Source organism: Roseateles sp. (assembly GCF_965262435.1).
In the GTDB taxonomy this organism is placed as follows: Bacteria; Pseudomonadota; Gammaproteobacteria; order Burkholderiales; family Burkholderiaceae_C; genus Paucibacter_A.
The window spans coordinates 435,900-456,094 of record NZ_OZ253537.1; the positions used below are offsets into that span (position 1 = coordinate 435,900).

Consider the following 20,195-nt stretch of genomic DNA (forward strand, 5'->3'; position numbering starts at 1 on the left):
GTCGTCAAAGGCGGCTGTAGATCTCGGGGTCCAGGCGCTCCATGAAGGCCTGCGGCTTGGCGGACGGCGTGAAGCCGTATTTGGCGTACAGGCCTGCGGCCGTGCTGGTCGCCAGCAGAAAGCGGCGCAGGTTCTGCAGGTCGGGGTGGGCCATCACGGCGTCCATCAAAGCCCGGCTGCACGCACGGCCCTGTTGCTCGGGCAGCACGAACACATCGCAAAGGTAGGCGAAGGTCGTGCGGTCGGTGACCACCCGGGCAAAGCCGACCTGGGCGCCGTCCAGAAACGCCCCGAAGCACAGGGAATGGGCCAGCGCCTGCGCCAGCGTCGCCTTGGGAATGCCCAGGCACCAGGGCGCCTGTTCGCTGAGGTAGCGGTGGATGACGTCCAGGTCCTGGTCCTGGAGTTCGCTGCTGATGCGGAAAGGGCTGCTGCTCATGGCGCTATTTCAGCAGAAGTGCGGCCCGGCGCTGTGCGCGCTGCGGACCTCGCGCCGGGGCGGCCCCAGCCTCAACGTTCGCGGCGCTGCTCGCGAATCTCACGCAAGCGCACGCATTCGGCATGGCCGGCAAAGGCCGGCTTCTCGCAGCGGCGGTCCACGCACCAGACGCGCAAGAGGATGTTCTCCTTGGCGCAGGCCTGGCGCGGGTCAAGCGGCGCGGTGGGGGCGCCCTCTGATGCGGCCGCGGCCGGCGGCTGGACCAGCTGAACCTGGGTGCTCGGAGCGGCGGCCGTCAGGCTGGCATCCTGCTGCGGCATGGCCGGCAGCTTGGTTGCGGCCTGTGCCTGGGCCGGCCCACCGTCCCGGGGTGGACGCCGGGCCTCGCTCTTGCCCGGCGGTGCCGAGGCCCGTGCGGCCGGCACTGCGGCCTTTTGAAGCGCAGGCGTCGTGGCCGATGCCAGCACCGCGGGCGAACTGGCTGGCGGCGCCTGTGCTGGTGCCTGCTCCGGATTCCAGGCCAAGGCCGGCACGGCGGCCGAGGCAGGCCCTGAGGCCGGATCCGCCAGCGCCAGCCCTGGCGACGCCGCGGGTACCACCGGCGCCGCGGGCCGCTGCAACAGCCACGCGCCCAGCGCCAGCAACACAGGCACGATCACCCAAGCCGCCCAGCGCCACGCGCCCGGCAGCCCCGTGCGCGCAGCCGGCACCGCAGCCGCTGCAGCCGCCGGCCGAGGCGTGCTGCGCCCGGCTGGCGCCGCCGCCCTGCGCGGCCGCGGCTCGGGCGCACTCAGCGGCAGGGGCAGGTCGGCCTCTTGCAAGCCCGGGGGCTCGATCACACCGGTCAAGGCGTCGCGGAAGGCCTCCATGCTCTGCGGGCGTTCGAGCGGGCGCACCGCCAAGGACCAATCGATCGCCGCCAGAAAGGCCCGCGAACAGCCCGCCAGCGCGCGGCCGGCCAGCGGCTCGTAGTCGTCGAACACCGCCCGCGCCGTGGCCGGCGGCGGTGGCTGGCCGGTCAGCAGGAAATGCAGCACCGCGCCCAGGGCGTAGACATCGGTCCAAGGGCCTTGACGCAGGGCCGTGCTCTCGGCGTACTGCTCGATCGGCGCATAGCTGGGCTTGAGGATGGCGGTGAAGGTCTGGGTGCGGTCACCGATGGCGCGGCGCGCGGCGCCGAAGTCCAGCAGGATCGGGTCCCCGCCATCGTCGGGCAGGAGGATGTTGTCGGGCGCGATGTCGCGGTGGAAGACCGCAGCCCCATGGAGCAGGCTCAGCGCTTCGAGCAAGGGCAGCAACAGGCGGCGCAGCGCGGCTTCGTCCAGGGCCGGGGCGCGGCCGGCGCTGATGTCATCGCGGCGTTGACGCAAGGTCTGCCCCTGCAAATAAGGCATGGCCATATAGGCCGTGCCATGGGCTTCCCAGAACTGGAAAACCTTGAGCAGGGAGCGGTGGTCGAAGCGGGCCAGCAGACGCGCCTCGTTGACGAAAGAGCGGCGGCCGATTTCGAAGGTCTCGCTCAGCGAAGCGGAACGCACCGACACCGCCGAGCCCTCGCCGCGCTGCGCCAGCTGGCCCGGCATGTACTCCTTGATCGCCAACTCACGCTCCAGCGCATGGTCGCGCGCCAGGTAGACGATGCCGAAGCCGCCCACACCCAGGGTGCGCAGAATCTCCAGGGAACCGAAGCGGGTGCCGGGCGGCAAGGCATTGACGTCCTCCACAGGCGCGCCCTGCGCGCGGAGGCCGGTGCGGTCAAAGGGGACGTCCGACATGTCAATTCAAGCTGGCTGGGCAAAAAAGAGGCCGGCTGCATCGCCAGGATGCCGCCGAGAAGTTCGCCAGCCTACCCGATTCAGCGAGGGCTGCAATTGAAGACGAAACCGAGTGTTAACCAGGATTCCGATCCCCACAGCGCCCCCGCCATCCGGCTCGCGCACCAGGAGCCGACGAAGCGCAGCGATGCTTCATCGTGCTGACTCTTCTTCTACACTGACCGCCACAGCCACAACCGCGAGATCCATGAACACCTCTTCGCGCCTTCACCCGCGTTTGCCACAGCTCAGCGCCCTCGCCTTGATGCTGCTGGCCAGCGGCCCGCTTTGGGCTCAAGCCGGTACAGAGCCATCCGTGACGGCGGCCAGCGCGCCGGCCTCAGCCCCGCTCAACATCCATCTGCGCATCAGCCGCCAAGTGAGCCCGGTCTACCCAGCGAAGGCACGCAAGGAAGGCATGCATGGCACGGTCAAGGTCGAAGTCGAGATCGATGCCGAAGGGCGCCAGGGCGAGATCAAGATCCTGGAAAGTCCCGGTGAGCTGCTCAGCGAGGCAGTGCGCCAGGCGATTCAGCAATCCCGTTACAAGCCGCTGGTCAAAGACGGGCAGGCGGTGGCGACCCGCATGCGGCAGGAGTTCCACTTCTACCCCTGAAGCGCTGAGCTTCCAGGCGCGCACACCCCAGCTCAGGGCGCCACGGGCAGCGCCTTCAGGTAATCGTGCAGCTCGCCGGCGATGCGTTGGCGCTCGGCCAGGCTCAAGCCGTCCGGCAGGGCCGGCATGGCGGTGCCGGGCTTGACGGACTGGGGCTGCAGCAGCCAGCTCTGCCAGGTGCGCGAGTCGATCAACTTGGCGCGCACGGCCAGATTGAGTGGCATCTTGGCGCCGCCGAAGCCGTTGATCTGGTGACAACTCAAACAGTATTTCTGCACCAGGGCGGCCTGCTCGACCCAGCGGCTGCTGTCCATGCCGGCCGGCAGCAAGGCCTCAGGCTTGACCGCGCGCAGGCTGATCTCGGCCACCTGGTAAGGCCAGTGCGTGCCGCCCTCGACCTGCAGGCTGGGCGCGGCGAGGTTGTCCCAGATCAGGTAGTAGGGACCGAGCGCCACGTTCTTCTCGTTCTGGGCCAGGTTGTCGACCGTGAAGGCCCGGCCATCGGCCAGGCTGAGGGCCAGAAAGGCGCGGTACTTCAGGAAGCGCGACACCGGCATGCGGGCGATGAAACCGTCCAGGGCCTTGAACTCGAGCTCACGGTCGGCCTGCGCACTCCAGTCCGGCCCGAGCACGCGCACCAGCACTTCCTCGATCGGGAAGGCCTGGTAACGGCGCTGCACGGCATGGTCCTTGCGGCTCAGATGCGGCTCGACCACGGTGATGGTTTGTAGCTTGAGCCCTTGAGCGGCCAGCTGCGCTTGCAAGACCGCCGGCGTCGGCAAGGCCTCGGCCTGCGCGGCGGCGGGTATCGAGAGTGCTGCCGCGGCCAGCCACAGAGCGCGCGCGGCGCTGCTCTGGAACCTTGAATGCTGCCTTGCCAATGTGCTCATGCCATGCTCCTGACCCGGGGCGGGTCTGGCCTGCATTGCAGCACAGACCGGCCCTGGGGACGGCTTCAGCCCGCCAAAGTGCCGGCCGACTTTCGCGCGTGGCGTCCTGTGCTTGCCGTGGCGCCCTTGAGCGTTGCCTCCGAATTCCAGCGCCAAAGTCGCGGAATACCCCCGAACTGGCGCGGAAAGCGTCGCACCTGAAAGTCAAGTTTCCCCAGAATCAGCCGATACGCACGTTGGGCAATCAGCCACCGGCCGGATCGCCCGACAAGACCTCACGCGTTGACACCTACCGAATGGGATCAAGATGAAAAAAATTGCACAACTGGGCGCCATCGTGGCGCTGACCCTGGCCGCTACGCTGGCCCAGGCCGACACCCCTGAGGCCGCTAAGTCCTTGATGGACGGCGCGATTGCCGAGGTCAAGGCCCGCGGCCTGGACAAAGCCGTCAAGGAAATCAATGGCGGCGGCAAGTGGAACAAGGGCCAGACCTATGTGGTGCTGGTCAACTTCGACGGCCTGATGCTGGCCCATTCGGCCAATGAAAAAATCGTCGGCAAGTCGATGATCGAGGCCAAGGACGCAGCCGGCAAGGCCTTTGTCAAAGAGGCGATCGCAGCGGCCAAGGGCGCAGGCGCCGGCCAGATCGAGATGCGCTGGGCCAACCCGGTGACCAAGCAAATCGCCGACGCCACCATGTTCGTCAAGCGGGTACCGGGCCAGGAGGCCTATGTCGGCTCGGTGGTCTTCAAGTAAGCGCTCCCTTGCGCAGGCACGCGTCAATTCTGGATAAGGCAGTCGACCATGAATCTTGATGACCTTTCGCTGAAGCTCAAGCTGGCGCTCGCACCAGCGCTGTGCCTGCTGGTGCTGATGCTGTCCGCCGGCGGTGCAGTGTGGGGCTTCTCGCAGCAGCGCTTGGCGCTGGACGCGCTCTACAACGAGCGTCTGCCCAGCTACGCCTTCGCCGCGAAGTTCGAGTCCGGCCTGCGCGACACCAACGCCTTGATCAACCGCTCGCTCGGCTACGAGGCGATGGGCTACAACGCCAAGGAAATCGAGGTCATCGACACCGAGTTGAGCCGCACGATTGCAACGCTCAAGAGGAGCTTGGCGGAACAGAAGGGCAGCGTGATGTCGGCGGAAGAGCAGCAGTCCTTGGACAAGCTCACCGCCCTCTTCGGCCGCTACGACAAGGCCATCAAAGACACCTTGGATATGCGCGTCAGCGGCGCAGTGATCGCGTCCACCTTTCTGAGCACGGCACAAAAGGAATATGACGGTCTGCTACAAGTGATCAACCACATCAGTCAGTCCAAGCTCGACCAGGCCGGCCGCGATGTGGCCCAGGCCAGCAGCTCGGCAGCCCGCGTGCAATCAGGCATCTACGCCGCCACAGCTTTGGCCCTGGTTCTGGGGGTGAGCTTGAGCCTGTTGCTGGCCAAGGGCATGCTGGGCCGCATGGCTCAACTGTCATCCAGTGTTTCCACCTTGGCCGGTGGCGATTTGTCCAAGCCCTTGCGGGCTTCGGGCCGCGACGAGGTCGGCCTCCTGATGCGCGACCTCGAAGCGCTGCGCGGGCAACTGGCCGCCTCCATCGGCGCCGTGCATCAGGGCGCCGAGAGCGTGCGCCTGGCCTCTAGCGAGATCGCCGCAGGCAATGCCGACCTCTCGCACCGCACCGAGCAGCAGGCCGGCAACCTGCAGAAGACGGCATCCTCGATGGAGGAACTCAACGCCACCGTGCGCAACAGCGCCGACACCGCTCGTCAGGCCAATGATCTGGCCAGTTCGGCCTCCACCGTGGCCGCAAAGGGCGGCACCGTGGTTGGAAACGTGGTGCAGACCATGGAGGCCATCACCGCCAGCAGCCGGCGCATCTCGGACATCATCGGCACCATCGATGCGATCGCCTTCCAAACCAACATCCTGGCGCTCAACGCTGCGGTGGAAGCCGCCCGTGCGGGTGAGCAAGGCCGAGGTTTCGCCGTGGTTGCCAGCGAGGTGCGCAGTCTGGCCCAGCGTTCGGCCGGGGCCGCGCGGGAGATCAAGACGCTGATCAACGACAGCGTCGAGAAGGTCGACACCGGCTCGCGCCTGGTGGCCGAGGCCGGCAGCACCATGGACGATATCGTCGTGCAGGTTCGCCGTGTGGGCCAGCTGATCAGCGAAATCAGCAGCGCCGCCAACGAGCAGACGGCAGGCATCGGCCAGGTCAGCGAATCAGTCACCCAGTTGGACCAAGTGACGCAACAGAACGCGGCCCTGGTGGAAGAATCCGCCGCCGCCGCCGAAGCCCTGCAACAGCAGGCTGCACGACTGGTGGACGCGGTCGGCGCCTTCCGGATTCACTCATGCGGCTGAACGCCTTGTCCTGAGCCCCGGCCTCAGGTCGGGTCATCAGGCCAGCCCATGCTGTCGCGGGCCTACCCGCGATGCCAAGCTGCACTGCGTGAGCCGGCTAACAAAAGCTGTCGCAGTGAGGATGCCCCTGCTCAAAACCTGAACTGCAAGCCCAAGGACAGCACGTTGATGTCGTTCTTCAGGAAGCGGTTGTACTCAAGCTGCAGACCCCAGCTGGGGTTGAAGTCATAGCCCAGGCCGGCGCCCAGGCTGGCTTCGCTGACCGAGTCGTGGCGCATGTTCACCAAGGTGGCTTTCATGGTCGTGCGGCCCACGCCCAGGCGGCCATACAACTGGAACGACTCGTTCAACGGTGCGCTCAGGCGCAGCGCGGCGCCAACATGGTCCTCGGGGTAGACATAGCCATTGGGGTCGAGAAAGCCGACCAAAAACTCGAAGTTGAGGGAGCGCGAGAACAGCTCAGCCGACAGGTTCGGATTGAAGCGGTAGCCGGCCGCGAAGCCAAAGGAAGGCTCCGACTTGCCGTCGTAGACCTTGGACTTGCCCTTGGCCGTGCCCAGATTTGCGCCCAGGTACCAGCCGCGGCTGTCGGCCTCCGGCCCGGCTTGCGCGGCGCCCACCGACAGCAAGACCGCCACCGCGACAGCAAACACTCGCACGCCCTGTTTCCCTTGATTCAGCACAGCCCTCTCCTCGTTCGTGATGAAGGCCGCAGGATAGCAGGGAGTCTGGGCGTTAGGCATCACCCCAAAGCAGGAGCTCGGCTCGGCACGGCACCCGGCGCCGGCTGGGTCAGCACGGACCAGTCACGGCGTGCCAGCTGCACCAGCACCAGACCGGCCAGCAGGGGTACCAGGTAGATCAGCGCATCGGCCAGCATCAGACCTGGCGAGGGCTGCAACCAGGGCGCCACGCCGGCTTGCAGGCCGTCCACCCATCTGCGGCCATACATGGCGAGCAGGGGCAAAACCAGGCCCAGCGCCAGTTTTTGCAGGCCGGGGCTCAAGGCCTGCCCCAGAGCCTCGCGCCCGGCCAGCAGGAACAGCGCGCCCATCACAAAGAAGACGGTGAAGAACATGCTGGCGATCGCCGCGGCAGCGCCCAACTCGGCACGCAAGGCCCAGAAGGGCAGCCAGGCCAGGCACAGCAGGCCCAGGCCCCAGGCGCTCTGGCGAGCACGGCGGTCGGCCAGGGCGTCGCTGATCTGCGCGGCCTCGGAGGCCGGCTTCTTCATCAGATGCATGAGCAACAGGCAGGACAGGCCGGCGACCGCATCGATCAGCAGCGTCACCGGGTAACCGAAGGACTCGATGGCCTGACCTTGCCAGGTCGACGTGTAGGCGATGGACAGGTTCATCAAAGCCATATAGGCGGTGAACTGGGTGGCCGCGACCTTGGGGTTGGTCACATCCATGAACAGGGCCGAGCGCACGCCGTACATCAGGCCCATGAAGACATTGAAAGCCAGCACCGAGATCCAGAGCGCGCTGACCAGGGCCGGCTCCACGGCCTGCTTGCTGTCGGCGGCACGCGGCATGACGTAGCCGTGCTGCTGCAAGACAAAGGCCAGATAGAGCACCGGCAGGCTCATCAGCACCACCGAGACGCTGAGCACCAGGCGGCGACCGATGCGATCGGACAACATGCCGCCGACCACCATGGCCACACCGCTGAGCACGCTGGTGGCCAGATTCATCCAGGCCACCTGGTCATCGTCCAGACCCAGCTCGACCGAGAGGTTCGATTGCAGGGCCAGGCTCAGCGACATGGCGCCGCAGGGCAGCAAAGCGAAGAAGACGCCGCCATAGGCACCGCGCGTGCCGATGAAGGAGCGGAAGGAATCCATGGCAAAACGGCGCATCTCGCCCAGGGCGTGACGCAAGCCCCGACCCGCCTGGCTGGCCGCATCGCCGGCCTGGGCCAGCGCCTCTTTCATGGGCATCACGACGAAGCCGGTGACGGCCAGGATGCTCAAGGCCACGAAGACGAAGCTGTTCTGGAAGCCAATGTAAGCCATCAGGAAGAGCACGCCGCTGCCGCCGACCGCCTGGCCCACGGCCGCGCCGGCAAACATCAGGCCATTGGCCAGGCCGCGCTCGTCCTCATGCAAGGTGTTGCAGGCCAGGGCGTCGATGGCCACGTCCTGCATGGCAGCAAAGCTGTTGTGCACCAGAAGGATGATGGTGAACAAGGCCAGTTGCTCAGGCAGCTTGACGAAGACCAGCACGCCCAGAGTGGCGGCCATGACCAGCTGCGTGCCCAAGATCCAGGCGCGACGATGGCCGAAGCGCTGGGAGCGGAACACATCGACCAGCGGACCGAAGGCCCACTTGAAGGCCCAAGGCAGGTAAAAGGCGGCAACGAAGGCGCCAATCTCGGCCGGACCCACGCCCATGCGGCGCAGCTGGGTGGCCACCGCGGTGGCGGCAAAACCGAGGGGGATGCCCTCGGTCATGTAGAGAAAGAAAAAGGCCGACAGCCGGCCGTTCCGGCTTCCCAGCAGATTGGGCAATCTCATGCGCTCTTCCGCGCGCCGGCGGGCGCGCCCCTCATGTTGTTGTGGGGCGGATTATCCCGGCGGGCCGCAGCCGCAGACATGCAGGCCTACCCGCAGGGCGGGCCCGGCAGAATCTCAGCGCGGGCGCAGGCTGGCCAGGGTTTCTACGCGCTTGAGCAGCTCGCGGTCGTTCCAGGGCTTCTTGAAGATGCCGTACAGACCTTGCACCTGGTGCACGCGCGCCTGCATTTCGTCATGGCCGGTGATGGCGATGATGGGCAGGTCTTCGGTCGCCAGGCTGCCCTGGACATCGGCAATCAGCTCGAACCCGTCTTTGTTGGGCATTTCCAGATCGGTGATCAAGACGGCAAAGCGCCGCTCGGCCAGGCATTGCAGGGCTTCCAGGCCATCCTTGGCCACGGTCACCTGGTAGCCGACACCCTCGAACAAGCGGGACAGCTTGGCACGCGCCACGGCCGAATCGTCGACCACCAGCAGCGGCACCGGGCCGGCCGGTGCCGGAGCAAGCGCTGGAGCGAGGGGCACAGCGGCCTGTGGCACAGCCGCCACGCGCTTCACTGGTGCATAGCCTTCGGGCAGCGGCGGCTGCACAGTGTTGTGGCCGGCCGGGGGAATCTGGTCGTCACCGCGGCGCACGCTGATGATGAAGACCACGATGGCCAGGGGCACGGCAATCAGCAGCGGCAACAAATAGGGACCCAGCAGATCCGGCACTTCAAAAGGCATGGTGAGTTCTCCGCCCTTCCCCGGCCTGGCCTTGTCAGACCGCGGGGAAAAGCTCGATGCGTCGGTGGAGCGCAGAATCTACCACCGCCGCTGCCGGGCCGGCGCGGGAAAAGCCCCGTCGCCGGCCGCTAGAACCGAGACTCAGGCCTTGGCCGGCGTACTGGCGATCGCCTTATAGGCCACGGCACCGAGCACCGCGCCGACGATGGGCGCGACCCAGAACAGCCACAGCTGCTCGATCGCCCAGCCACCAACATACAAGGCCACACCGGTGCTGCGCGCCGGGTTGACCGAGGTGTTGGTGACGGGGATGCTGATCAGATGGATCAAGGTCAGGGCCAGGCCGATGGCGATGGGCGCGAAGCCGGCCGGGGCGCGGCCGTCGGTGGCGCCGAGGATGATGATCAGGAAGAAGGCCGTCATCACCACCTCGGTCAGCAAGGCGGCCTGCAGCGAGTACTGGCCGGGCGAGTGCTCGCCGAAACCATTGGAGGCAAAGCCGCCAGCCAAGTCAAAGCCGGCCTTGCCGCTGGCGATCAGATAGAGCACACCGCCGGCAGCCAAGCCACCGAGCACCTGGGACACGATGTAGGGCAGCAGCTGGCTGGCCGGAAATCGGCCGCCGGCCCACAGGCCCACCGACACCGCCGGGTTGAAGTGGCCGCCCGAGATATGGCCAACGGCGTAGGCCATGGTCAGCACGGTCAGGCCGAAGGCCAAGGACACGCCATGCAGGCCGATGCCCACGCCGGGAAAGGCCGCGGCCAGCACGGCACTGCCGCAACCGCCGAGCACCAGCCAGAAGGTCCCCAGAAACTCCGCGCCATAGGCTTTTGTATTCATGCTTGCATCACTCCATCCGTTGATTTGAACCGTTCGCACCGGCACCTGGAGGCGCCGGCGGCGCGCCATGATGGACCAGGCCAGATGTCAAAGCAAGCACGGATACCCCTGGCTTTCGGCACAGGCCAGACCGCCGCCCAGCGGCGCCGCGGGCGCACCCCCACGCGGTCTCACAAGGTCGGCCAGGGGCGCTGCGGACCGCGCAGACGCTCGAACTCGGCGCAGACTTGCAGCACACCCAGGTCATCAAAACGTCGGCCAATGATCTGCAAGCCGATCGGCAAGCCGGCCGCGCTGTAGCCGCAGTTGATGCTGGCTGCCGGCTGCTCACTCATGTTGTAGGGCAAGGTGAAGGCGATGTGCTCGAAGGGCCGCGCCGGGTCATTGAGCGGACTGGCTTGCTCGGCAGCAAAAGCAGTCTCGGGGCTGACCGGGCTGAGCACATAGTCGAAGGGCTGGCAGGCCGCCACCGCCGCCTCGCGCAAGGCCTGCATCTGGCTGTAGCCCTGGAACAAATCATCCGCCGCCATGCCGGCCGCGCCCTCGACCCAGGCGCGGATATAGGGCAAGACCAAAGCCTGCCGTTCAGGCGGCAGAGCGCGGTAATCGAGCCAGGAGCGCATGCGCCAGAACTTGTCCAGGCCGTCGATCATGGCGCGGCGGCAGAACGGGGCCATGGGCTCCACCTGCGCACCGGCCTGCTCGAACAGGCTCGCCGCGGCCACGACGGCTGCGCGCATCTCGGCGCTGGCCGGTGTGCCCCAACCGGCGTCGAGCACAAGCCCCAAGCGCAAGCCCTTGAGCTCGCGGCGCAAGGCCAGCCAGTCCTGCGCCTGCGCGGGCAGGCTGCTGGCATCACGCCAGTCGGGCCGGCTCAGATGGGCCATCATGCGGGCCGCATCCGCGACCGTGCGCGTCATCGGCCCGGCCACCCGGCCGGCATAGGCGGGCTGGATCGGAATTCGGCCCAGGCTGGGCTTGAGCGTGAAGATGCCGCACCAGCCGGCCGGCAGGCGCAGGGAGCCGCCGATGTCGGTGCCAACATGGAGCGGCCCATAACCAGCCGCCGCAGCGGCCGCTGCGCCGGCGCTGGACCCGCCCGGGTTCTTGCTCAGGTCCCAGGGATTGCGGCACAGGGCATGGAAGCTGGACAGGCCCGAGCTCAGCATGCCGTAGTCCGGCATGGTGGTCTTGGCCAACAGCACGGTGCCGGCCTCGCGCAGGCGGGCGGCCGGCGGCGCGTCCGCCCGCGCCGGGCTCAGCAGGGTGGCGGCGCAGCCCAAGGGCATGGGCGTGCCGCGCGTGGCGATGTTTTCCTTGAGCGTGAGCGGCACGCCGTCCAGGGTGCAGGCCGGGTCCAGGCCCGGCGGGCACAAGGGTTCACCGCGCAGCCAACGTGCCTCGCTGGCCCGGGCTTGCGCCAGAGCAGCCTCGGCATCGAGGGCATAGAGCGCATGGAGCACGGGTTCGCGCCGCTCGATCTGCGCCAGCACGGCACGCGTCGCCTCGACCGGCGACAGCTGCTTGCTGGCATAGGCCGCAATCAATTCGGACGCAGACCAGAGCTGCAGGGGCTGGCTGGCAATGCTCATGGGCAGACGCCTTTCGCTTCATCGGGATGCAGGGGGGCCCGAGGATTGTGGACCAAGGTGAGGATCGGCAATCGCTCCGCTCGAGCGCAGCGCGCACGACTCCGACGGCGGCAGCCTGTCCAACCCGGAAGGGGGATGGCGCGGGCCCGGCAGCCATGCCACAGTGCGCCGGCATCCACGAGTGAGGGCGGCTCCGTCAGCGCGGCCGGCCCCATCCAAGCAAATCAAGGCAGCTCCAATAATGGCCCACCTGGACGGGCGCGAGGAACACCCATGAAGCCAAACAAGACAAGCACGAGCTGGCGGGCCCATGGCCTGCACGGCGCCGTCACCGCCCTGGCCCTGGCCAGTGCCCTGGTCCTGCAGGCCGGCTGCGGTGGCAGCCCGTTTGTGGACATTGTGGAAACGGTCGACTGCGCCGTTTTCAATTGCAAGGACTCCGAACTCATCCAGTCGGACGCCCTGAGCCCGCGCGCCACCATCCTGGGACAGGACGGTCTGCTGAATGTCAGCGTCAGCGTCGGCCAGAGCGCCAATCTGTTGACACGCATCCGTCTGACCGGCGCCGACCGCCTCTATGCCCAGACCGACAGCCAGCGCATCGAGCTGCGCGACAGCGACGGCCGCGGCAGCAGCTACACCGGCCAGCTGCCGACAAGCCTGGCGCAGCCGAGCATCAGCATCATTCTGGAGCGCCGGGGCGAGCAGCATGTCAACAGCGTCACCCTGCCCAAGAGCTTCAGCGTGCTCAGCCCCCTTGGGCCGGTGAACCTGGGCCGCAGCGCCGGCAAGCTGATGGTGCAGCTCGGCCAGGAGGCCGGCAGCTCGGTGGACAACCGCAGCAATCTGCGCTGCAAGCGCGCCGACGGCAGCAGTTTCTCGGGCGGCCTGAGCGAATCGGTCAGCCTGCCCTTTCTGATCGAGAACCAGGCCGGCGCACCTTGGGTTCGCATCAACACCCAAGATCTCGACCTGGCGCTCAACGAGCACAGCCGCAGCCTGGACAAGACCACGCCCAATCTGTCGGCGGTGCAGAGCTGCGAGATCGAGCTGAGCTGGCGGGTCTATCGCATGGGCAGCACCGCCAGCACCTTGTCGCGTTACACGACCGTGCGTGGCGAGCGCGCCGCCCAGCAAAGCATCAGCTACGACGCTCGCTTGTGAGCGCTCAGGCGCTCGGTTCTTCCAGGGGCAGGAGCAGCTGATCGGCCAACCAGGCCTGCAACAGGCCGACCACCGCCGGCGCGGCAGCGGTCTCACACCCAAGCTCCAGGGCAGCTTGCTCGCAGAGCTCGGCAAAGACGCGGCCAGCAGCCAGGGCGTGAAGCAAGCGCCCTTCCAGCGGCGGCAGCGAACGCCAACGGGTTTCCAATGCCGGGCGCCAGATCAGGCAGACATGGGCCAATGGCTCGGGCGCATTCAAGGTGGCCTCGCCCACGGGCCCCTCGGCGCGCAAGCGGCGCCAGGCCGGCGCCACCGCCCAGTCCAGGTTCAGCAACTGCACGCCGGGCCGCAGGCGCAGCCGCAGGCCGGGCCAGTCCTCGGGCGCCAGTCTCTGCAGGGCCTCGCGGCCCAGGGCCGGGCTGTCGGCGGCGTCGAAAGCCATGCGCAAGGCCCAGTCCATGCGGGCCAGGTCGACCAGGGCCGCATGGGGCAAGACCTGACCCCAGGACGAAGGCGATGCCGGCAGGCCCTCAGGCGGCCCGGCCAGCTGGCCAGCCATGAAGTCACCCAGGCGATCGCCCCACCAACGCAAGGACGGCGTGCGCGGCGGATGGGCATGCAGATAGGCCAGGCCCAGGGCCTGGAAATCCTCGTCGCCGAGGGCCCGGTGCAGGACCAGATAGTTGTCGCGCAGAGCGGCCAACAGACGCGCCTGATAGGCATCCTGGTACACCGCCAGGCCCTGGTCCGCGCCGGGCTCGCGCAGCAGGCCATCGCCCGCGCCGGCCTGCCCGCGCACGGCGGCTTGCAAGGCGCGTTGCTGAGCCGCAAGGGGGGTGTTGATCATCATGCCGCCTCCGTGGTGGGCACCAGGGCCTGATCGCTGCGCCGCCGGGCTTGGTCCAGTTCATCAAGCAAGACCTCCAGGGCCGGGATCTGGTCATCACGTTCGATCATGGTCGGCCGCGCACCCAGGCGCTGCACGGTGTAGGCATAGAGCTGCCAGACCGCTTCGCTGACCGGTTGGTCGTGGGTGTCGACCAGCAACCCATCGCGCATCTCATGACCGGCAAGATGGATCTGCCGCACCTGCGCGGCCGGCATGAGGTCGATGTAGGCGCGAGCGTCGAAGCCGTGGTTGCGACTGGAGACGTAGACATTGTTGACGTCCAGCAGCAGGCCGCAGCCACTGCGCCGCAGCAGCTCGGCCACGAACTCGGCCTCGCTCATCTCGTCGCCGGCAAAACAGACATAGCTGGACACGTTCTCCAGCAACAAGGGTCGCTGCAGGGCATCCTGAACCTCGGCCACGCGCGGCAGCAGATGCTGCAGTGCCGCTTCGGTGTAGGGCATGGGCAGCAGATCGTGCAGCTGCTGGTGGTCCACGCCGGTCCAGCACAAATGGTCGGACACCCAGGCGGGCTGCACGCGGTCAGCCAGGGCCTTGAGCTCGCGCAGATAGGCCCGGTTCAGCGGATCGCTGCTGCCGATGGACAGGGACACGCCGTGCATGACCATGGGGTAGTCGCGCCGCAGGCGGTCCAGGTGCTGCAGCGGCGGGCCGCCGGGCACCATGTAATTCTCGGAAATGATTTCCAGCCAATCGGGCCGCCGACCGGCGGGCAAAGGCTGGGACAGAGCCGCGTAATGTTCGCTGCGCAGGCCCAGGCCAAAGCCCTGGATGGAGGCTGAAGCCCCGGCCGGGCCCTGCGATCGAGTCAATGGAACAGGCATGGCAGGGCTCCGGTCGATCTTGCGTTGACTTGGGGCCGGCTTACTTCAGCACCTTGCCACCGGCGGTCTTGCATTCCTCGGCGGTCTTCTTCGAGACCCAGCCTTGGCCCTTGCAGCTGTTGTGGCCCTTGCATTCGCTCTTGGCGGTCTTGCACTCCGAGCTGCCTTTGCAGCTGTTGATGCCGGAACACTTGACCATGCCGTCGTCGGCCGCATGTGCGGCGCTGCTGAAGGCGGTGGTGGCGAACAGGGCTGCGGCGGCAGTGGCGATGCTCAGGCCGGTCTTGAGGGTGCTGTGGTTCATGGGAACTCCTGTTGAAGGTCAAGGGACAAAGTTGGAGGGAAACAAGCTCGACAGATCACGCTGTCCTGGTGTGAGTCGCCGCAGTGGCCTCGGCCTTACAGGCGTGCTCAAGTTTTTTTGCAGCTCTAGCGTCCGGCCCGGAAGATGAAGATTGGGCTAAGGCTATTGACCTCCATTGAGCCTCCCGCGGGAGGCCCTGCAGTCCGGGCCGCCGCCGGGCTCATGGTTCCGGGGTCGGCCCTGGCGGGCCGACTGCCTTGCGCTGCTCGCGCCTCGGGGCTGGCGCATAACTCTCTTCACTCACTGCGTTCGTTTCGTTCAGACAGACGCGCCAAGTCAGCGCTTGAAGCGCGCGGGTACGCGCGCGCCCCGAGCCGCTGCGCTGCTCAGCCCTTCACAAATCGCCCAGCGGCGGCCCGAACTGCAGGGCGCTTGCATCGCGAACGATCTGCCCCTCAACGGTGGAACACGCCACATTCGGAGGTGGCTCGGCCCGACGACGGGCGATTTGTGCGCGGCCGAGAGCGCAGCGGAGCGGCTCAGGCGGGCGCGTCAGCGAACGCTTCAAGCACTGACTCGGCGCCACTGTTTGACCACAGTGAGCGCAGCGAACGGAGGGAGTTTGGCGCCGCTGAGCCGCGCAATGAGCACCGAGGGCAGTCGGCTCGCAGAGCCGACCCGGGCACCACGAGCACGGCGGCGGGCCGAGCCACCGAAGCGCGGAAAGCCAGCAAGCGTAGTTCGCCAATGTGCCGAGAACCGACCCCGGGCTAGCTACCGCGAGGGTTTGTCTGCCCACCCGAGATGCATCTGACTGGCCGGCGACCAAGATAATGGGCGGCGCGAACTGAGTCGGCCGGTTGGGGCCGAACTCAGCGCGCCTGCCCCAGCCCTGCTGCCCCTGGATTGCCTGCCCTTGCCTGCCGCCCGCATGACCGCCCCACGTTCGCACGACCTGCCCCGCTCCCGCCAGCCCTGGCTCTGGATCCCTTCGCTCTACTTCGCACAGGGCCTGCCCTATGTGGTGGTGATGACGCTGTCGGTGGTCATGTACAAGAACCTGGGCTTCAACAACACGGACATCGCGCTCTACACCAGCTGGCTCTACCTGCCCTGGGTGATCAAACCGCTGTGGTCGCCCCTGGTGGAGCTGCTGGGCACCAAGCGGCGCTGGATCAGCGCCATGCAGTTTCTGATCGGCGCGGCCCTGGCCGGCGTGGCGCTGACGATCCCGGGCGAGCGGGCGCTGCAGATGACGCTGGCCCTGTTCTGGCTGATGGCATTCGCGTCCGCCTCGCACGACATCGCAGCCGACGGCTTTTACATGCTGGCCCTGCCGCAGCGCAGCCAGGCGGCTTTCGTCGGCGTCCGTTCCACCTTCTACCGCCTCGCCAATATCGGCGGCCAGGGCGGCTTGGTCTATCTGGCCGGCGAGCTGCAGGAGCGCACCGGCAGCATGGTCACGGCCTGGTCCTGGGTGTTCGGCGTGGTGGCGGCCTTGTTCGGCCTGCTGGCCCTGTGGCACAGCCTGTTCAGCCTGCCACGCCCGGCCAGCGACCGGCCGTCCGGCATCCAGCCAGGCCAGCTGCTGCCCGAATTCCTGCGCGTCTTTGCGCTGTTTTTCCAGAAGCCGGGCATCTGGGTGATCCTCGGCTTCCTGCTGCTCTACCGCTTTCCCGAGGCCCAGCTACTCAAGCTGGCCACGCCGTTTCTGCTCGACCCGCCGGCCCAGGGCGGCCTGGGCCTGAGCACCAAGCAGGTTGGCATCGCCTACGGCACCGTGGGCCTGACAGCCCTGACCCTGGGCGGCCTGGTCGGCGGCTGGGTGATCTCGCGCCTCGGCCTGAAGCGCGCGCTCTGGCCCCTGGTGCTGGCCATGCATGTGCCCAATGTGGTCTTCCTGGCCATGGCGCTGTGGCTGCCCGCCAATCTCTGGCTGATCAGCGGCGCGCTGGCCGTCGAACAATTTGGTTATGGCCTGGGCTTCACCGCCTACCTGATGTACATGATTCTGGTGGCCGAGGGTGAGCACAAGACTGCCCATTACGCCATCTGCACCGGCTTCATGGCCCTGGGCATGATGTTGCCGGGCATGTGGAGCGGCTGGCTGCAGGACCAGCTCGGCTACACCGCCTTCTTCGTCTGGGTGCTGGTGGCCACCCTGCCCTCTTTCGCCATGGCGGCCCTGCTCAAGATTCCCGCCGACTTCGGCAAGAAGATCGAAGCATGAGGCGGCGCCTGCTCCTCGCCAGCGGCCTGAGCCCGGCCCTCGGCTTGAGCTTGAGCGGCTGTGCCGACACACCGCTGCAAGGCGGCAGCTCGCAGGACCCGCCACGCCTGCGCAGTGCGCCCGAGCTGGCTGCCCTGGCGCCGGCCGCGCCGCGCGAGTTCCGCGCCGTCTGGGTGGCGACCGTGGCCAATATCGACTGGCCCAGCCGCAAAGGCCTGAGCACAGCCCAGCAGCAAGCGGAAGCCCTGGCCCTGCTCGACCTGGCGGCGCAGCTCAAGCTCAACGCCGTGATCCTGCAGGTGCGGCCCGCGGCCGACGCCCTCTATGACTCGCGCCGGGAACCCTGGAGCGAGTACCTGAGTGGCCGCCAGGGCCAGGCACCCGAGCCCTTCTACGACCCGCTGGCCTTCTGGATCAGCGAGGCGCACCAGCGCGGCCTGGAGTTGCACGCTTGGCTGAACCCCTTCCGCGCCCGCCAAAGCCAGGCCACCAGCGCGCCGGCGGCTGGCCACCTGAGCCGCAGCCAGCCGCAGTGGGTGCGAAGTTATGGCGACCAGCTCTGGATCGACCCCGGCGAGCCCGCCGCCGCCGAGCACACCCTGGCCGTGGTCGAGGACTTGCTGCGCCGCTACGACATCGATGGCCTGCATCTCGACGATTATTTCTACCCCTACCCGGTCAATGACAGCAGCGGCCGCGAGCTGGACTTCCCGGACGAGCCCAGCTGGAGCCGCTATCGCGAAGGCGGCGGCACGCTGGGCCGCAACGACTGGCGGCGCCAGAACGTCGACCAGCTCGTGCAGCGCCTGCAACAGACCGTGCGCGCGCTGCGCCCTGAGGTCCGCTTCGGCATCAGCCCCTTTGGCATCGGCAAGCCGGCGCTGCGCCCCGAAGGCATTGCCGGCTTCAGCCAGTACGACAAGCTCTACGCCGACGTCGAACGCTGGCTGACTGAGGGCTGGGTCGACTACCTCGTGCCCCAGCTCTACTGGCCGATCGCACAGAAGGCGCAAGCCTTCGGCACCCTGCTGGACTACTGGCATGGCCAGAATCCGCTCGACCGGCATGTCTGGCCCGGCCTGTTCAGCAGCAAGGTGACTGAAAAAGCCGACAGCTGGCCGGTAGAGGAACTCGTGCAGCAGATTGCGCTGCTGCGCGAACGCCGCCCGGGCAGCGGCCATGCCCACTTCAGCATGGTGGCCCTGGCGCAGAACCGCCGCGGCCTGGCCGATGCGCTGCGCCGTAGCAGCTACCCGCAAGCCGCCCTGGTACCGGCCACGCCCTGGCTGAAAACTGCGGCGGCCGAGCCGCCGACGCTGACTCTGGAACGCCGGACGGACGGGCTGCTGCGCCTGCGCCTGGCACCGCAGGCCGGGGCAGGCCTGCAGCGCTATGCCCTGTGGCTGCAGCGCGAGGGCGACTGGGAATTCCTGGCCACGGCCTACACCAGCGGCGACCGCGCCCTCGAACTGGAGCTGCCGGCCGCCGGGCTCAGTGGTCTGGTGCTGTCGGCGCTGGACCGCTGCGGCAACGAGAGCCTGCGCCTGGGCTACCGGCTGTTGTAGCGAACGACACCGTACTCAGAGTGCGCCGCGGGCCTCCAGCAGGTCGACCACACGCACGCCGCTGGCCTTCGGCCGCATGTCCTGCCGCTGCAGGGCAAGCAAGCGGGTCCGACCCAGCATGCGCTGGTCAGCCACCAAGGACTGCAGCAGCGCCGCGTGGTCCACGGCCGGCGCACCTGGCATCAAAGCGAGGCCAAGGCCGGCCCGCTGCAGCCGCTGCGCGCTCATCTGCTGCTCGGTGTGTATGGGCAGAGCCAGCTGCGGCTTGCCGGCCAAGGCAGCGGCGCTGACCATGCCCACGCTGCCGTAGTTGAGTGACAGATCGGCATCCCTGAGCGCCGCGTCGCTCTGCACTGGCCCCGCTGCAAAACGCAGATTGGGGCCGGCCAGGCGCTCGGCCGCCTGCGGTGCCAAGCCTTGCGCATACACCAGGCTGGGCCAGCCCAGACGCTTGAGCGCCGTCATGACCGGGACAAAGTCGGCCTGCTTGGCCTGCAGATAGGCGAACACCCGCGGCACATTACTGCCGGCGCCCCCCGGCCACTCCGGTGCCAGCCCGCGGTCACCGACATAGCTGGCGCCGAGCACCGGCATCTCCGCGTCATAGCCCTCGTAATGCATCAACTCAGGCAAGCTCAGTATGGCGCTGCGCGAAGGCGTGAACAGATCCTGCAAGGTCGCCAGCGGCGGGTCTCCGAGCAAGGCCAGGGCGCGATTGGCATGGCGCAGCAAGAGCGCGTCATAGCCGGCGCACTGCGCCTGCTCGCGCTCCAGCCAGAACTCCATGGGCGGAAAGCTGCCCCGGGTGGGTGGCAGCTCGAAACTATTGCCCACGGCCCAGGCTGGCAAGACCTGACCCCGTGCAGCCAGCAAGGCGGTGGGCGCATGGTCGGCAATCAGCAAATCCGGCTTGAGCTGGGCCCAGAGATTGCGCCAGCCGAGCAGCAGACCGGCGAGGCCTTCGGGGTCCAGCCAGCCGGCGGTGGCCAGCACAGCGCTGTAGTTGCCCAGGCGCGGCGGGTTGACCATCTGGGCCAGCCAGAGCGGCGACTGCAGCACCACAAAGCCTTCGGCGGCGATGCGCCCATGGGCGCGGGCCAGATCGCGCAGCGTGAAGATCACCTCATGGCCGCGCCGACGCAGCTCGCGCGCCAGCATCAGCATGCGGTCGATATGGCCCAGGCCCTGGCCTAACTCCCAAGCCAGAAGGACCCGACTCATGCGCAGGCCTCCGCCGCAGACAGCGCGCACTCGGCCTCGGGCAAACCCGCATCAAAGTATCCCTGCGGCATGAATTTGCGTGTCGGAAAACTTGGCATTTGGACTCTCCGCCCCATGGGCAAACTCATCAAACGTTTGAAAGCACAGGAGTTTCAGATCGGGGCATGGAAATTG

General features: G+C 67.5%; 18 protein-coding genes. 6 read left to right on the forward strand and 12 right to left on the reverse strand.

The annotated features are described in order from the left end of the window. Positions 1-4: 4 nt before the first annotated feature. Both ACQY39_RS01910 and ACQY39_RS01915 read right to left on the reverse strand, forming a co-directional pair. Positions 5-439 carry a GNAT family N-acetyltransferase gene (locus tag ACQY39_RS01910; protein ID WP_428503211.1) on the reverse strand — a complete coding sequence of 145 codons (435 nt, stop codon included), beginning with the start codon at positions 437-439 and terminating at the stop codon, positions 5-7. Positions 440-510: 71 nt separating this feature from the next. Beyond that, positions 511-2,214: a serine/threonine protein kinase gene (locus tag ACQY39_RS01915; protein WP_428503212.1), complete on the reverse strand. Its 1,704-nt coding sequence runs from the start codon at positions 2,212-2,214 to the stop codon at positions 511-513. Between the two features lie 247 nt (positions 2,215-2,461). Here ACQY39_RS01915 and ACQY39_RS01920 point away from each other — a divergent pair, with 247 nt between their 5' ends. Beyond that, entirely contained in the window at positions 2,462-2,869 is a 408-nt protein-coding gene (locus tag ACQY39_RS01920) for an energy transducer TonB (protein WP_428503213.1), read from the forward strand. Between the two features lie 32 nt (positions 2,870-2,901). Here ACQY39_RS01920 and ACQY39_RS01925 read toward each other — a convergent pair whose 3' ends face one another. Beyond that, on the reverse strand, positions 2,902-3,759 hold the full coding sequence (locus ACQY39_RS01925; protein WP_428503214.1) for a hypothetical protein: 858 nt from the start codon (positions 3,757-3,759) through the stop codon (positions 2,902-2,904). A 307-nt stretch (positions 3,760-4,066) separates the two neighbouring features. Here ACQY39_RS01925 and ACQY39_RS01930 point away from each other — a divergent pair, with 307 nt between their 5' ends. Beyond that, a complete protein-coding gene (locus ACQY39_RS01930; protein ID WP_428503215.1) occupies positions 4,067-4,516 on the forward strand; it encodes a cache domain-containing protein in 450 nt (149 codons plus the stop codon). Positions 4,517-4,564: 48 nt separating this feature from the next. Then, entirely contained in the window at positions 4,565-6,124 is a 1,560-nt protein-coding gene (locus ACQY39_RS01935) for a methyl-accepting chemotaxis protein (RefSeq protein WP_428503216.1), read from the forward strand. 131 nt (positions 6,125-6,255) lie between these two features. Here ACQY39_RS01935 and ACQY39_RS01940 read toward each other — a convergent pair whose 3' ends face one another. The 5 genes from ACQY39_RS01940 to ACQY39_RS01960 form a co-directional block, all read right to left on the reverse strand. Then, positions 6,256-6,783: a porin family protein gene (locus ACQY39_RS01940; protein ID WP_428503217.1), complete on the reverse strand. Its 528-nt coding sequence runs from the start codon at positions 6,781-6,783 to the stop codon at positions 6,256-6,258. 83 nt (positions 6,784-6,866) lie between these two features. Then, a complete protein-coding gene (locus ACQY39_RS01945; RefSeq protein WP_428503218.1) occupies positions 6,867-8,642 on the reverse strand; it encodes an MFS transporter in 1,776 nt (591 codons plus the stop codon). A 114-nt stretch (positions 8,643-8,756) separates the two neighbouring features. Then, positions 8,757-9,368: a response regulator gene (locus ACQY39_RS01950; protein ID WP_428503219.1), complete on the reverse strand. Its 612-nt coding sequence runs from the start codon at positions 9,366-9,368 to the stop codon at positions 8,757-8,759. Between the two features lie 141 nt (positions 9,369-9,509). After that, the gene (aqpZ, locus tag ACQY39_RS01955) at positions 9,510-10,211 is read right to left on the reverse strand and encodes an aquaporin Z (RefSeq protein ID WP_428503220.1); all 702 of its coding nucleotides are present in this window, start codon (positions 10,209-10,211) and stop codon (positions 9,510-9,512) included. A 170-nt stretch (positions 10,212-10,381) separates the two neighbouring features. Beyond that, positions 10,382-11,803 carry an amidase gene (locus ACQY39_RS01960; RefSeq protein WP_428503221.1) on the reverse strand — a complete coding sequence of 474 codons (1,422 nt, stop codon included), beginning with the start codon at positions 11,801-11,803 and terminating at the stop codon, positions 10,382-10,384. Positions 11,804-12,076: 273 nt separating this feature from the next. Here ACQY39_RS01960 and ACQY39_RS01965 point away from each other — a divergent pair, with 273 nt between their 5' ends. After that, on the forward strand, positions 12,077-12,967 hold the full coding sequence (locus ACQY39_RS01965) for a hypothetical protein (protein WP_428503222.1): 891 nt from the start codon (positions 12,077-12,079) through the stop codon (positions 12,965-12,967). 4 nt (positions 12,968-12,971) lie between these two features. Here the strand turns inward: ACQY39_RS01965 and ACQY39_RS01970 are convergent, their stop codons facing one another. From ACQY39_RS01970 to ACQY39_RS01980, 3 genes are read right to left on the reverse strand one after another with little or no spacing between them, the layout of a single operon-like run. Further along, positions 12,972-13,817 (reverse strand): putative DNA-binding domain-containing protein, encoded by an 846-nt coding sequence (locus ACQY39_RS01970; RefSeq protein ID WP_428503223.1) that lies wholly within the window; start codon positions 13,815-13,817, stop codon positions 12,972-12,974. Then, the gene (locus tag ACQY39_RS01975; RefSeq protein WP_428503224.1) at positions 13,814-14,701 is read right to left on the reverse strand and encodes a DUF692 domain-containing protein; all 888 of its coding nucleotides are present in this window, start codon (positions 14,699-14,701) and stop codon (positions 13,814-13,816) included. Before ACQY39_RS01975 ends, ACQY39_RS01970 begins: the two co-directional genes overlap by 4 nt. Positions 14,702-14,741: 40 nt before the next feature. Next, positions 14,742-15,005, reverse strand: coding sequence for a hypothetical protein (locus ACQY39_RS01980; protein ID WP_428503225.1), 264 nt, complete (start codon positions 15,003-15,005; stop codon positions 14,742-14,744). Positions 15,006-15,936: 931 nt separating this feature from the next. On the opposite strand from ACQY39_RS01980, the gene ACQY39_RS01985 reads away from it, so the two are divergent. Both ACQY39_RS01985 and ACQY39_RS01990 read left to right on the forward strand, forming a co-directional pair. Continuing rightward, positions 15,937-17,235, forward strand: coding sequence for an AmpG family muropeptide MFS transporter (locus ACQY39_RS01985; RefSeq protein ID WP_428503226.1), 1,299 nt, complete (start codon positions 15,937-15,939; stop codon positions 17,233-17,235). Beyond that, entirely contained in the window at positions 17,232-18,800 is a 1,569-nt protein-coding gene (locus ACQY39_RS01990; protein ID WP_428503227.1) for a glycoside hydrolase family 10 protein, read from the forward strand. Before ACQY39_RS01985 ends, ACQY39_RS01990 begins: the two co-directional genes overlap by 4 nt. Positions 18,801-18,815: 15 nt before the next feature. Here ACQY39_RS01990 and ACQY39_RS01995 read toward each other — a convergent pair whose 3' ends face one another. Further along, a complete protein-coding gene (locus tag ACQY39_RS01995; RefSeq protein WP_428503228.1) occupies positions 18,816-20,021 on the reverse strand; it encodes a glycosyltransferase in 1,206 nt (401 codons plus the stop codon). Between the last annotated feature and the right edge of the window lie 174 nt (positions 20,022-20,195).